The 13,310-nt window shown below is 63.4% G+C and carries 10 protein-coding genes; 5 read left to right on the top strand and 5 right to left on the bottom strand.

Features of this window, described 5'->3' with window-relative positions; all coding sequences use genetic code 11:
- Positions 1-7 precede the first annotated feature (7 nt).
- The 4 genes from ACN9MW_RS12745 to ACN9MW_RS12730 all read left to right on the top strand — a co-directional run bounded on the left by ACN9MW_RS12745 (position 8) and on the right by ACN9MW_RS12730 (position 7,274).
- On the top strand, positions 8-1,861 hold the full coding sequence (locus tag ACN9MW_RS12745) for a glycoside hydrolase family 28 protein (RefSeq protein WP_426171187.1): 1,854 nt from the start codon (positions 8-10) through the stop codon (positions 1,859-1,861).
- Between the two features lie 25 nt (positions 1,862-1,886).
- Entirely contained in the window at positions 1,887-3,869 is a 1,983-nt protein-coding gene (locus tag ACN9MW_RS12740) for a site-specific recombinase (RefSeq protein WP_426171185.1), read from the top strand.
- A gap of 218 nt (positions 3,870-4,087) precedes the next feature.
- A complete protein-coding gene (locus tag ACN9MW_RS12735; protein WP_426171183.1) occupies positions 4,088-4,333 on the top strand; it encodes a hypothetical protein in 246 nt (81 codons plus the stop codon).
- Positions 4,334-4,412: 79 nt separating this feature from the next.
- Positions 4,413-7,274 (top strand): response regulator, encoded by a 2,862-nt coding sequence (locus ACN9MW_RS12730; protein ID WP_426171181.1) that lies wholly within the window; start codon positions 4,413-4,415, stop codon positions 7,272-7,274.
- Here ACN9MW_RS12730 and ACN9MW_RS12725 read toward each other — a convergent pair.
- On the bottom strand, positions 7,271-7,810 hold the full coding sequence (locus tag ACN9MW_RS12725; RefSeq protein ID WP_426171180.1) for a DUF4256 domain-containing protein: 540 nt from the start codon (positions 7,808-7,810) through the stop codon (positions 7,271-7,273). The two genes, ACN9MW_RS12730 and ACN9MW_RS12725, sit on opposite strands and share 4 nt — an antisense overlap.
- A gap of 114 nt (positions 7,811-7,924) precedes the next feature.
- Here ACN9MW_RS12725 and ACN9MW_RS12720 point away from each other — a divergent pair, with 114 nt between their 5' ends.
- Entirely contained in the window at positions 7,925-8,947 is a 1,023-nt protein-coding gene (locus ACN9MW_RS12720; RefSeq protein WP_426171179.1) for a glycoside hydrolase family 53 protein, read from the top strand.
- Between the two features lie 13 nt (positions 8,948-8,960).
- Here the strand turns inward: ACN9MW_RS12720 and trxB are convergent, their stop codons facing one another.
- From trxB to ACN9MW_RS12700, 4 genes are all read right to left on the bottom strand, one after another.
- Positions 8,961-9,908 carry a thioredoxin-disulfide reductase gene (trxB, locus tag ACN9MW_RS12715; protein ID WP_426171177.1) on the bottom strand — a complete coding sequence of 316 codons (948 nt, stop codon included), beginning with the start codon at positions 9,906-9,908 and terminating at the stop codon, positions 8,961-8,963.
- A 96-nt stretch (positions 9,909-10,004) separates the two neighbouring features.
- Positions 10,005-10,634 (bottom strand): glutathione S-transferase family protein, encoded by a 630-nt coding sequence (locus tag ACN9MW_RS12710; protein ID WP_426171176.1) that lies wholly within the window; start codon positions 10,632-10,634, stop codon positions 10,005-10,007.
- Positions 10,635-10,722: 88 nt separating this feature from the next.
- Positions 10,723-11,100 (bottom strand): thermonuclease family protein, encoded by a 378-nt coding sequence (locus ACN9MW_RS12705; RefSeq protein ID WP_426171174.1) that lies wholly within the window; start codon positions 11,098-11,100, stop codon positions 10,723-10,725.
- A 129-nt stretch (positions 11,101-11,229) separates the two neighbouring features.
- Complete coding sequence (locus ACN9MW_RS12700; protein WP_426171173.1) at positions 11,230-13,293, bottom strand: TonB-dependent receptor plug domain-containing protein; 2,064 nt, start codon at positions 13,291-13,293, stop codon at positions 11,230-11,232.
- Positions 13,294-13,310 lie beyond the last annotated feature (17 nt).

The following is a 13,310-nucleotide window of genomic DNA, read 5'->3' as shown; positions in this document are numbered from 1 at the left end:
ACTTGATTTGAACGCACCACGACAACTACGCCGCCGCAAACTGCTGCAAGCCGGCGCCGCCGCCCTGCTCGCACCGCAATGGCTGCCCGCGCTGGCGGCCTCCCCGCCCAGCCGCGCCAATGCCTGGCGCCGTGCCGACGCCATCGCCGCTGCACTGCGCGCTCCCGTCAGTTTCCGCAACGAGGATTTCCTGGTCACGGATTTTGGCGCCAGGCCTTGCGGTACCAAGACGGTCAAGGCCTGGGTTACCCACGACGACCAGGAGCTGGTCCCGACCCAGGCCGACGACGCCCATGACTGCTACGCAGGCTTCAAGGCGGCCATCGACGCCTGCGCTGCCGCCGGCGGCGGACGGGTCGTCATTCCCAAAGGGCACTGGTACTGCGCCGGCCCGCTGGTGCTGCGCTCCAACGTCCACGTCCACCTGCAAGCCGGAGCCCATATCCTGTTCTCGCAGTACCCCGACGATTACGCCCGCCACGGCGACTTCGACTGCGACGCAAACGGCAAGCTGGTGCTCTCGCGCTGGCAAAGCAACGATTGCCTGAACTACTCGCCCATGGTGTACGCCGTCAACGCCAGGAATATAGCGCTGACCGGCGAAGACTGGACGTCGAAACTGGACGGCCAGGGCGGCGTCGCCTTCAACGAAGCCGGCGATTGCTGGTGGTCCTGGAAGGGCCGCAACCGCACCATGAATGCGGTCTCTCAGACCACGGCGCCCGGCTACAAGGAAGGCCAGCCGACGCAAGTGGTCCCCAACCCGCTCAACAAGCCGCTGGCGGAAATCGCCCCGGGCCTGAACGCCGCCCAGCGCAAGCTGATCGAAGGCGAAGGCGACAAATGGCGCAGCGACGAGCGCTACCTGCCTGCCTTGTCCGAAGCAGGCCTGCCGGTTGAACAGCGCGTGTTCGGCAAAGGCCACTACCTGCGCCCGCCGATGATCCACTTCATCAACTGCAGCAACGTCCTGCTGCAGGGCTACCATGTGCAGAACACCCCTTTCTGGCAGCACCACCCGGTCAACTGCCGCAACCTCGTGATCCGCAAGGTCCACGCCGAAAGCCGCGGCCCGAACAGCGACGGCTTCGATCCTGAAGCCTGCGACCATGTGCTGGTGGAAGACTGCGTCTTCGATTCCGGCGACGACTGCATTGCCATCAAGGCCGGCAAGAACCGCGACGTCCAGTACGGCCCGACGCGCAATATCGTGATCCAGGGCTGCACCATGCACAGCGGCCACGGCGCCGTGACGCTGGGCTCCGAAATGGCCGGCGGCATCGAGCACGTCTACGCCCGCGACCTGGTATTCGAGAACGTGCACTGGGAGACCGATCCGCTGAATATCGCCATCCGGCTCAAGACCAATATGAACCGCGGCGGCTACCTGCGCCACTTCTACGTGAAGAATGTGAAGATCCCGAATGGCGTCCAGCTCAGCCCTTCGCACTACGCCCTGCTGCCCGGGTCGCCGATCGACACCAGGGGGCTGGCCACCGCCGCCGGCGCCGTCGTTTCCTTCGACTGCGACTACCAGCCAGGCGCCGACAGCGTTCGCATCCGGCCGCCCGAGGTCTCCGATGTACACATCGAGAACCTCACCGTCGGCAACGTGACCAAAGGCGGCACCTCCGGCTCCTGCTACCAGGCCATTGCGATCCTCGGCCCCGTCGCCAGCGATTACAACGGCCCGCAGCCCGCACCGCCTGTGCTGCCGGTACGCCGGGTCACCATCAGCAACTGCGACTTCGGCAACCCGGTCAATGCTGCGCAGCCGGTCTGGCTGTATAACGTGGCCGGCCTCGCGCTGGAAAACGTCAGGATCGGCGGCAAGGTCCTTAAGGCTACCCTAAGCGCCTGATTGGACAAGCAGCGCGATCGCCAGTATGCTGTCGCGAATGATGATGGACAGCATACTGGCGCGCATCCAGGCCACGGCCCCGTCGCGCGATACATCCCTGCTGCAGGAACTGGTCGGCACTGTACGTCCCCGCCATGCAAATGACCTGCAACAGGCTACCAACCGCCTGCGCGCCCTGGCGCACCTGCTTGCTACGCGGCCAGAGTGGGCGCAAGCCCTGCGCGAATACCTGGCCGAAGTAATCGGACAGCGCAAGCTGGTGCACCTGCTCACCGATACCGGCGTGTTGCAGAACCAGGGCTTCTTCGGCGAGCTATGGCGCCGCCTGAATCACAAATGGCTGCCGCCGACCGTCAACGACGCCTACCTGAAAGACGTCTTCGGCCAGATCTTCAATCGCCAGGATGACTACAAGTGGGTCAACGGCGTCGAACCCACGGTCTGGCTGGACTTGCTCAATACGCTCCAGTTGCCGCAGCATGGCTGGCTGCAGGGGCAGGCGCTGAGTGAACTGCTGGAAGCCATCCAGGTGCTCTCCTACCGCATCAGCGCCATCGGCCTGGAGCCTGAACTGGTGCGCGTCCATCCGGACATCGAACGCTTCGAATCGCCCTTCCTGCGCCAGAATGCCGAAGTGGTGCAGCTGACCGAAGCCTGGCGCGCCCGCCTGGTCGACGCCCAGGCCGCAGTGCCGGATGCCCGCCACCTCGACGTGCTTCTCAGCCAGTGCGAAGAAATCATCGGCCGTGCGCGCAAGGCGGCATCGGTGCAAGGGGTGTCGGTCAGCCTGACCCGCCTGTTCCTGCGCCTGACGCAAAGCATCGGCCGCCTGCGCATCCTGCTGGACCTGCTGGAAGCGCCCACCTTGCAGGAATCCCTGCCCAGCGCGCTCGGCCTGTTCCAGCAACTGGTGGAAGCCGACAATCGTAAACTGAGCCTGACCGACCTGTTCCAGACCAATACCGAGTTGCTGGCCTTGCAGGTGACGGAGCACGCCGGGCGTTCGGGCGAACATTATGTCGCCAGCACGCGCGCCGAATGGCTGTCCATGATGCGCTCCGCCGCCGGCGCGGGATTCATCGTCGGCTTCATGGCGACGCTCAAGATATTAATGGCCCGCCTGCTGCTTGCCCCGATCGGCTACGCCGCGCTGTATAGCCTGAACTACTCGCTCGGCTTCATGCTGATCCACGTGCTGCACTTCACGGTGGCCACCAAGCAGCCGGCAATGACGGCGGCGCGCATCGCCGCGGCAATCGACGAAGGCCAGAAGAAGCTCGATGAACTGGCCGAGCTGGTGGTCAGGGTGCTGCGCTCGCAATTCGTGGCGATCGTCGGCAATGTGGCGCTTGCCATGCCCACCGCCTTCGCCATCGCCGTGGGATGGCAGGCGGCGTTCGGCCAGCACCTGGCCGGCGCGGAAAAGGCCCAGCACCTGCTGCACGATATCGACCCGCTGCATAGCCTGGCCTTGCCGCATGCGGCAATCGCCGGCGTGTGCCTGTTCCTGGCCGGACTGATCTCGGGCTACTACGACAACAAGGCGGCTTATAACGATATCGCCGCGCGCCTGCGGCAGCTGCACTGGTTGCGCTGGCTGCTGGGCGAAAAGCGGCTGGGGCGCGTCACCGATTACATCGGCCGCAACCTTGGCGCACTTGCAGGTAATTTCTTCTTCGGCATCATGCTCGGTACGATCGGCACCATCGGATACGTGCTGGGACTGCCGATCGACATCCGCCATGTGACCTTCTCGAGCGCCAATTTCGCTTTCGCGCTGGTTGGACTGGACTACCAGCTCAGCACCGAGCAATGGCTGCTGTCGCTGTCGGGCATTGTGCTGATCGCGCTGACCAACCTGGCGGTCAGCTTCTCGCTGGCCCTGATGGTTGCGTTGCGTTCGCGCCGCGTCAGTTTCGGCCGCGGCCGGGCCCTGGCCGGCATGGTATGGCAGCGCTTCCGCCAGGCGCCGCGCAGCTTTTTCCTGCCGCCGCCCGAAACGTCCTGAAGCCGTTCGTGAATCAGCTCACCGCTTCCGTTGATGGCTTCACGCACACGGCTACAGGCAATCCTGACCGAGGGCCGGGTGCGGGCGGCAAAACTTGATATGAAGCCTTGCCGCGTGCTACAGTGCAGCACTACGCTCCGGCATGCCCGATCCCGCCTGCCGCCGCCCTGATATCCGCTGCACCCCACTCTTGTGCGCTAGCTTCACCATGAAACTGCATGCGCACGCCCACATCTTCCCTTATCCTGAATGCCCACTGCATTGATTTCGTCTACGGCGGTGTATATGCCTGGGCCTATCTTGCCATGGCAGGGGTAGCCGATCCCGAGATCATTGCCATTTTGCGCACACCCTTCGACCGCTGGGGCGATGCCCATCCCAGTATTGCCGACGTTGCCGAGCGGGCGATGCGCACAGTGGGAATCCAGCGCCCAGTCGAGGCCTACAACTGTACAATGCCATGACCAGCTTACAACTTGCCCATCCGAAGGAAGAAGCAACTTGGCTCAAATTCGGCAACCAAGAAGGCCCACCATTCGCCGCATGCTGTTTGCACTCGTGCTGGCATGCGCCCTCCCCGCGGCCCTGGGCTTCGGCCTGCTGATCCAGCACTTCTATACCCGCGAACGGGCCCAGGTCGAGCGCGATTCCCTGTTCGTCGTGCGCTCGATGATGCAGGCGGTCGACCGCGATCTCGACCTCGGCATCACTGCGGCCAGGGCGCTGGCCATGTCGGCGGAACTCGACCAGGGCGACCTGGCCGGCTTTCACCGCAAAGCGGTCAATATCGTCAATGCCAGCTTTCCCGGTTCGAACATCGTGCTCAGCACGCGCGACTCGGTCCAGCTCCTCAACACGCTGCTCCCCTTCGGCCAGCAGATTCCCGACCCCGGCAGCCGCGAACGTATCCAGCGCGTGTTCGAAACGGGGCAAGTCGTGGTGTCGGACGTCTTTATTGGCGGCGTTACCGGCAAGCCCCTGGTCGCGGTCCATGTGCCGGTCATACGGGGCGGCCAGGTCGTCTATTGCCTTTCGGTTGGCTACCAGCCCGGCAACCTGGGGCGCGTCCTCGCTTCCGGAACCCTGCCCAGGGATCGGGTGCTTGCCATTTTCGACCGTAAAGGCGTGATCATTGCACGCACCCACGAACCGGAGCGCTTTGTCGGCAAGCCCGGCTCGGACGCCCTGGTCAAGCGGCTGGGCGAGACCGATGAAGCCGTGTTCGAGTCCACGACGCTGGAAGGCATCCCGGTGTACACGATTTTCACCCGCTCCAGCCGCAGCGGCTGGGCCGTCGCGGTCGGCGTGCCGCGCGCCACCATCTTGCAGGAGCTGCTGGCCTCCGTCACCTGGCTTACCTGGATCGTGCTGGCGCTCCTGCTGGCGGGCTTCGGCCTGGCCTGGTTCATCAGCGGCAAGATCCGGCAGCTTGAAAGCCTGATCCACGAACGCACCGACCAGCTCGAGGACGCCAACGTGCGCATCAGCACTGTTGTCGACAGCGTCGGGGAAGGCATCGTCACCATCGACGAGCAAGGCCGGATCGAAACCTTCAACCGTGCGGCCAGCGAAATCTTCGGCTACTCAGCGCAAGAAGCCGTCGGCGCCGGCATCCAGATGCTGATGCCGGAGCCGATACGCGCCGCGCACCAGCATGGCATGCGGCGATTCCTGTCGGGCGGCGATCCGCACGTGATCGGTAAAGGCGCCGTCGAACTGCCCGCATTGCGCAAGGACGGCACCCAGTTCACCGTTGAACTGACCATCAGCGCCATCCGCGACGAAGGCAAATATCGTTTCGTCGGCGTCCTGCGCGACGTGACGGAGCTGAAGAAGTCGCAGGAAGCCTTGCGCGAGGCGGTCAAGGAAGCGCAGGCAGCCAATGCGGCCAAGAGTTCCTTCCTCGCCAACATGAGCCACGAACTGCGCACGCCGATGAATGCCGTGCTGGGGATGGCGCATCTGATGACCACCACCCCGTTGTCGCTGGAGCAGCGGCGCTACCTGACGATGCTGCGCACTTCGGGGCAGTCCCTGCTGGCACTGCTGAACGACATCCTCGACTTCTCCAAGATCGAAGCCGGCAAGGTCCAGCTCAATACGACCCGCTTCGAACTTGACGCGGTACTGCACGCGGTATCCACCATCATGAGCGTGAACGCCGGCGAGAAGGAGCTGGAACTGGCCATCGGCGTCGAACCGGACGTTCCGCGCATGCTGCTCGGCGATCCCCTGCGCCTGCAACAGGTGCTGGTCAACCTCACCAGCAATGCCATCAAGTTCACGGCAAGGGGTGAAGTCAGCCTGAAGGTCGAATGCGCGGAGTGCGACGAGCAGCGCTCCGTCATGCGCTTTATCGTGTGCGATACCGGTATCGGCATCTCGGCGGAACAAAAGGCCAACCTGTTTGCGCCCTTTGCCCAGGCCGACGAATCCGTCACCCGCAAATTTGGCGGCACCGGGCTCGGGCTGGTGATCTGCCAGCGCCTGGTCGAACTGCAAGGCGGCAGCATCGCGCTTGAAAGCCGGCCGGGCGAAGGCAGCACCTTCACCGTCACCCTGCCCTTCGGCGCCGTACCGGCCGGCCAGCAGCAGGCGCCAAGCGGCGCGGGCGCACGGCCGCTGCGCGTGCTGGTGCTGGACGACCACTTCACCAGCCGCGTCTACCTGTCCAAGACGCTGCAAGCCTGGGGCTGGGGCGTCGACGTTGCCTCCTCCGGGGCAGAGGTGGAGAAGATGCTCGCCCTCGCCGCCCAGCGCAACTTGCCTTATGACGTGATACTCGCCGATTGGAGCGTGCCCGGCGAAGACCAGCGTTATATCGAATCGCTGCGCCATGCGCAAGGACCGGCAGTTCCCGTGATACTCATGGTGAGCGCCTACGAGCGCAGCAAAATGCTCGAAGACGATGCCGATCGAGAAGGCCTGCTCACCAAGCCGATTACCGCGTCCGCCCTGTACGATACCGTGCACGAGGTGCTGGACAAGGCCGACCTGCATGAGGTGCAGGCGGATGCAGCGCCGGCCTTGCGCATCAGCGGCCGCCTGCTGCTGGTGGAGGACAACGCGATGAACCAGCTTGTCGCAGTCGGCATCCTGGAGCGCGCCGGCGCTACCATCGATGTCGCCGGCAACGGCGAGGAAGCGGTGCGCATCCTGCGCGCCTCGCCCGAGGCCTACCGCCTGGTCCTGATGGACGTGCAGATGCCGGTCATGGACGGTTACACGGCGACCCGCATCATCCGCCAGGAACTGGGCCTGAAGCTGCCCATCGTGGCGATGACGGCAGGCGTCATGGAATCCGAACGCGCCGATTGCCTGGCTGCGGGAATGGACGACTTCATTCCCAAGCCCCTCGATATCGACGAGATGATGCAAACACTGGAACGCTACCTGCCGCCTTAAACCCTCAGGATGCCGCGGAAGCCGCGCGCCGCGTAATACGACTCGGCGCCATTGTGGTACAGGAAGACATGGCCGTAGCGCCGGTCGCAGAACAGGGCGCCGCCCTGCTTGCGGATGTCGGCTGGCGTCTGCACCCAGCTTGAACTCTTGCGGTCGAATTCACCCAGCGTTTGCAGGTGGCGGTACTCGGCCTCGGTCAGCAGCGTGATGCCGATCGCCTTTGCCGCTTCCAGCGCGCTGCCTGAAGGCTTGTTTTCCTTGCGGCCATCCAGTGCGGCCCGGTCGAAACACAGGCTGCGCCGCCCTGCCGGGCTTTCCGGCGAACAGTCGCAGAACACGACTTCACCCGTCGCGGCGTCCACGCCCACGACATCGGGCTCGCCGCCGGTACGCTCCATTTCCTCGAGTACGCGAAGCTTGCCTGGATGCGCATCCAGGCGTGCCTGCACTGCGCTCCATGCCAGTTCCTGGTGGCGCTCCATGTTCTTGAGAAAGCGCTGTTCGAGGAGTTCGCTCAACTGATGGGATGTCTTCATCTTGAAACCTCGATCAAAGTCTCATATCAATCCTGCATGGCCCGCACCAGTTTCGTCATACCTGCGAAGCCTGTCCTTGGTCTAGCATTGTGCCACCAAAATTAGCGAAAGAGGATGATGAAGAAGATTGGTGCGCTGCTTGCCTTGCTCCTTGCAATCGCGACGCCTGCCGGAGCCGGGGAATTTGCCAAGGGAGCCGACATCGGCTGGCTCCAGCAAATGGAAGCCACCGGCTACAAGTTCCATGACGAACAGGGCAAGCAGGAAGACGCCTTGCAAATCCTCAAGGACCACGGCATCAATACGGTGCGACTGCGCACCTGGGTCAATCCTTCGGACGACAGGACGAATGGCCACAACAGCAAGGACGAAACCGTGGCCATGGCCGTTCGCGCGCAGAAGATGGGCATGCGGGTGATGATCGACTTCCATTACAGCGATAGCTGGGCCGATCCGTCGAAGCAGAACAAGCCCGCTGCCTGGGCAGGCCACGACTTCCCGCGCCTGCTGGAAGACGTCTACAGCTATACCTATGACGTCATGTCCGCCCTACAGGCGGCTGGCGTCGCGCCGGAATGGGTGCAGGTTGGGAATGAAACGCCGGGAGGGATGATTTATCCCGAAGGCAGCACCAGGAACTGGCCGCAACTGGCGCAACTGATCAACAAGGGCTACGATGCCATCAAGGCCGTCAGCCCTGCATCCAAGGTGATCCTGCACCTGGACCGCGGCAATGACAGCAAGCGTTTCAGGACCTGGTTCGACAATGCAAGGGCCAACGGCGCACGCTACGATGTGATCGGCATGTCGTACTACCCCTACTGGTTGCCCGGCAAGCCGGATTATAAAAAGTCGATCGACGCCCTTGCCCGCAATATGAACGGCATGGCCGCGCGCTACGGCAAAGAGGTCATGATCGTGGAGGTGGGCGGCGAAGACAAGCGCCCGCAAAACACGTATGAGATGCTGGTCGCCGTGCAGCGCAAGGTCAAGGCGGTGCCCAACCAGAAGGGCCTGGGCGTGATCTACTGGGAACCATTGGGCGCGCGCAGCTGGAGCAAATACCCGCTCAGCGCCTGGGGCGACGACGGCAGGCCGACCAGGGCGATGCAAGCCTTCCTGGCAGAAGAACCCTGACGCCCCTCCCGGCCTATCTGGAAAGCTGCTCCAGGTAGCGCTGTGCATCCAGTGCCGCCATGCAGCCTGTCCCCGCGCTCGTAATTGCTTGCCTGTAGATGTGATCCTGCACATCTCCCGCCGCAAACACGCCGTCGATCGAGGTCAGGGTTGCCATGCCGTCGAGGCCGGACTTCGTCCTGATGTAGCCGTCCCGCATCGCCAGCTGGCCTTCGAAGATGCCGGTATTGGGCTTGTGCCCGATGGCGATGAAGACGCCGTGCACCGCCAGCGCTTCCAGTTCACCGCTGGCGTCGCGCAGTACCGCGCCGCTTACTCCGGCATCGTCGCCCCGGACTTCGTGCAGCGTCGTGTCGAGTTTCAGGACAACCTTTCCCTCGGCAACCTTCGACATCAAGCGGTCGACCAGGATTGGTTCTGCGCGGAACCGGCTGCGCCGGTGGACCAGGGTCACGCGCGCCACAATATTCGACAGATAAAGCGCCTCCTCCACCGCGGTATTGCCGCCGCCCACCACCAGCACTTCGCGGCCACGGTAAAAGAAACCGTCGCAAGTGGCGCAGGCCGACACACCGCGTCCCATGAATGCCTGCTCCGAGGGGAGCCCCAGGTACTGGGCCGAGGCGCCGGTGGCGATGATCAAGGCATCGCAAGTGTACTCACCGGCATCGCCGACCAGCCGGATCGGGCGCTCATCAAGGTGGGTGGTGTGGATATGGTCGAAAATGAAGCGGGTGCCGAAGCGCTCGGCATGGTCGCGGAAGCGATGCATCAAATCCGGCCCCTGCACGCCCAGCGGGTCGGCCGGCCAGTTTTCCACGTCGGTCGTGGTCATCAACTGGCCGCCCTGCTCGAGGCCAGTAATCAGGGTTGGCTGCAGATTGGCGCGGGCAGCGTAGACGGCGGCCGTGTAACCGGCAGGACCTGAACCGAGAATGAGCAGGCGGGAATGTTGTGGCATGTCGGGATCCTCAAATAATCACAATGCAGGTTAATACCGGCATGCCGCGAAAAAGTTCATTCCTTCCTGCTGTAGTGGGCAATAAACCGCCTGGGCTTAGAAAGCCTTCTTGCCAGGCATCAGTTCGTGCGGGTGGCGCCAGCCAGGCAAGTCGCTGATGCGCTGTTTCCACGCTTCGATGTGCGGGAATTCAGCCAGGTCGATCCCGGTCTCCTCCGGCATGTAGACATAGCCAATCAGCGACAGGTCCGCGATGGTCAGGCGGTCGCCAACCAGGAACTTGTTGGCGGCCAGGTGCTTGTCGACGATGCGATAAGCGCCGATCGCACGATCTCGCAGGAACTGGGTGACGGGCGTGTCGCCGGTCTTCTGCAGGCCGTACATGAAGCGCAAGGTCGCGTAATAGCTGGTGAACTTGTGGTTGTCGAACAGGATCCAGCGCCAGATTTCGCGCTTCTCTTCATCGGTGCGAGGACCGAATTTGCCGGTCACCTCGGCCAAGTAGTCGAGGATCACGCCGGACTGGCTGATCTTCAGCCCCTTGTGCTCGAGCACCGGAATCTCTCCCATTTCATTGAGATTGTCACGCCAGCCTTCCGTGCGCGTCTCGCCGCCGAAATAGTCCACTACCACAGGCTCCCAGTCCGCGTTGGCCAGCGCCAGGAAAAGGGCTGCCTTGTACGAGTTGCCGGAAGCAGCAAAGCAGTGCAATTTGAATTCCGCCATCTTGGTCCTCTTGAGTTGGGTGTCGTCAGGCGGATAATAGTAAAACAGATTGACGGCGGCTGCAGGGCGGCGTTCAGGGCACAGTCCACTAGTTCAGGTAGCTGCTGCGCGCCTTGCGCTCCTTGCGGAACAACCAGGGTTCGAGCGGCTCGCGTTCCGCCCATAAACCGACCCGGGAGCTGCGCGCTGCGGCCTGGATTGCCGGCAGCGAAGGATCATGGTTGTACTGGGGGTAGACCCAGGCCATGCCTTTGCGCACCTGCGCCACGTTGGCGTTGACGTCGCCGCAATGGACCACGGCCACGGTGCGTCCGTAACGATCCTGTTTCCCCGAGTCGAGCGTCGCGTCGCGGCCAAAGCAAAGGTCCGACAGCGACTGCTTCGAACGCGCGCCGAAAGACTGTTTCTTTTCCGGCGCATCGATATTCGCCAGGCGAACCTTGACCGGACGGCCTTTGCTCAGCACAGTCAGGGTATCGCCATCGGAAACGCCGATGACGGTGTCTGCGTATGAATGAGTGCAAATCAGTGCAAAGATCAGTGCAAGCTTCTTAATTTCCCTACTCCACTTGTTTAGACGGGCGCAATTGTAGCGTCATAGCGCGACTTCCGCAGCGAGCTTGAACGTGCGCTGCCCACTGCTTGTCACGCTTCGCAAGGAATCGTGGCGGCCGTCCTCGAAAATTTGCGTATTGCAGGTGTCGAGACTCAATGCATTGCTTGCCGTGGCGCGCAAGGTCAGGCCTGGCCGCAATTGCCAGGCGGCGTTCAAGTCAAGCCGGCGCTCGGTGCTTCGCCCGGTCCATTGCGAGGCAGATATATGCGCCAGGCCGCCCTTCTGCAGGTTCCAGTTGAAGCCCGCCGTCACTCCCGCTGCAAAGCGAAAATCGAAACCCGCGTTGATGGTAAGCGGCACTTGCTCGCCAAGGCGGTTGCCCTGCGACGGCACGGAATCCACCTTCGACCAATTGCGTGCCACGTTCAGTCGCGCCATCGTCCCCGCCGCCAAAGCCAGGCGCCCGTCAAACTCCAGGCCGCGGGTCACGGCGCCGCCGATATTGCCCGGTGCCGCCACCCATTTGCCATTGTCCTCGAAAAGAACCGGCTCGATGACATTGGCGATGCGCCGATGATATGCCGCCACGCTGGCCATGCTGTCCTGGCCGAAATAGCTTTCGTACGCGGCATCGATACCCCATGCCAGCTCCGGGCGCAATGCGGGGTTGCCCTGCACATCGGGATTTGCCGGACCGTTGCCATTATTGACGGTGAAACGGCGCGGCACCAGGTCGCGCGTATTGGGCGCCTTGTAGCTGCGTGCAAGGCCAAGCCGCAGCTGGTCGCGCGAACCGGGCAGGCGCCAGAGCAAATGCGCCACCGGGCTCCAGACGGCAGTGCTGCTGCTCACGTCCGCCAGGTCGCGTCCATTGGTCATCGTGCGCAGCCCTTCCCAGCGCAGGCCGATGTACGCCTCAAGTCCGGGCGATACCCTCCATTCATCCTGGGCGTACACGGCAAAGCGCCGCACGCGGGCGGTGTAACGCTGGTCAATCTCGCCAAGCGGCTCGCCTGCCGCACTGGCGTCCTCCTGTCGCCGCCATTCCGAACGCCGCGCCACCGAACCATCCCACCCTGCCGCCAGTACATGTCCGCTGCTGCCTCCAAGACGCAATTTTCCGCTGCTGCTGGCGGTATCGTCCGAGGCGCTGGAAATCACGCGGCGCAGCCAGACCGCATCGCCTGACGCGTCACTTCCGGTGAAAAGATAGTCGCTGTTGCGCCGGTTATGCGCCAGGCCAGCCTTCCAATCGATGCGGTTTGCGTCCCCAAGACGATGACTGGCCTCGATATCGCTACGCGCGATGCCGATGCGGGCATCGGCCATGTATGCGCTCACCGGGAAATCGCTCGATGCGCCGAGCAGCGCAGTTTCCCCGCTACTGCCACGGTTGCGATTGCGGACATGGTCCAGCAGGCCTTGCCAGGCTACCTTCGTTCCGCCGTCGAATTTCCAGGTCAGGCGCGGCGCCAGGCCGATGCGCTCCGTGGCCAAGAAGTTCGCTTCGGCAGTCAGTCGCCGGGCCGACAAGGTGCTCTCGAAAATGCGGCTTGCCGGCGCGCTCTTTCCGCGTGCGGCCTGTATCGCCACGTTGCCGGAATAGTCCTCGCCGGGACGCGACAGGTCGAACGACGCTTCTGGAGACAAGCCGGCGCCAGCGTCCTTGCCGGCCAGCGAGGCCAGCGACCGGGCCCGCCCAGTGCTTCGGCGCAAAACGATATTGATGCTGCCGGCGATGCCTTGGGTGCTGCTGTCGGCAGTTGCACTGCGCAGGATCTCGATACGTTCGACGAGCTCCGGCGCCAGGCTCTCCAGCGAGAACCCGGGCGGCGCCGGTTCGCCATTCAGCAAGAATTGCGTACGCCCGCCGCCCAGCCCCCGCAACTGCACCTGCCCCCCGTTTACCGTAACTCCCGGCTGGCGCTGCAGGGCCTCGGACAAGGTGGAATCGCCGTAGCGTAACAGCTCATCGCGTGAAACGATAACCCGGCCCGCGCCGTCATCGCGGCGTTGCTGCAAGGTGCTGGCCGCTTTGACCTCGACACTCACCATCTCGCTTTCGGCGCTGGCGCAAAGGGGAAACAGGAACAAGGAAAGCAATATTCGCATCGTAAAGA

It is taken from the genome of Pseudoduganella sp. R-34 (assembly GCF_049904655.1).
In the GTDB taxonomy this organism is placed as follows: Bacteria; Pseudomonadota; Gammaproteobacteria; order Burkholderiales; family Burkholderiaceae_D; genus Rugamonas.
The sequence above is the reverse complement of the archived record's forward strand: the minus strand, read 5'-3'. Positions and strand labels throughout refer to the sequence as shown.

Bases quoted from the DNA above. Each gene is read 5' to 3' on its own strand.
- ACN9MW_RS12710 (WP_426171176.1), bottom strand. From the start codon at position 10,634: ATGGCGGAATTCAAATTGCACTGCTTTGCTGCTTCCGGCAACTCGTAC.
- ACN9MW_RS12735 (WP_426171183.1), top strand. From the start codon at position 4,088: ATGCGCACGCCCACATCTTCCCTTATCCTGAATGCCCACTGCATTGAT.
- ACN9MW_RS12725 (WP_426171180.1), bottom strand. From the start codon at position 7,810: ATGAAGACATCCCATCAGTTGAGCGAACTCCTCGAACAGCGCTTTCTC.
- trxB (WP_426171177.1), bottom strand. From the start codon at position 9,908: ATGCCACAACATTCCCGCCTGCTCATTCTCGGTTCAGGTCCTGCCGGT.
- ACN9MW_RS12720 (WP_426171179.1), top strand. From the start codon at position 7,925: ATGATGAAGAAGATTGGTGCGCTGCTTGCCTTGCTCCTTGCAATCGCG.
- ACN9MW_RS12740 (WP_426171185.1), top strand. From the start codon at position 1,887: ATGCTGTCGCGAATGATGATGGACAGCATACTGGCGCGCATCCAGGCC.
- ACN9MW_RS12730 (WP_426171181.1), top strand. From the start codon at position 4,413: ATGCTGTTTGCACTCGTGCTGGCATGCGCCCTCCCCGCGGCCCTGGGC.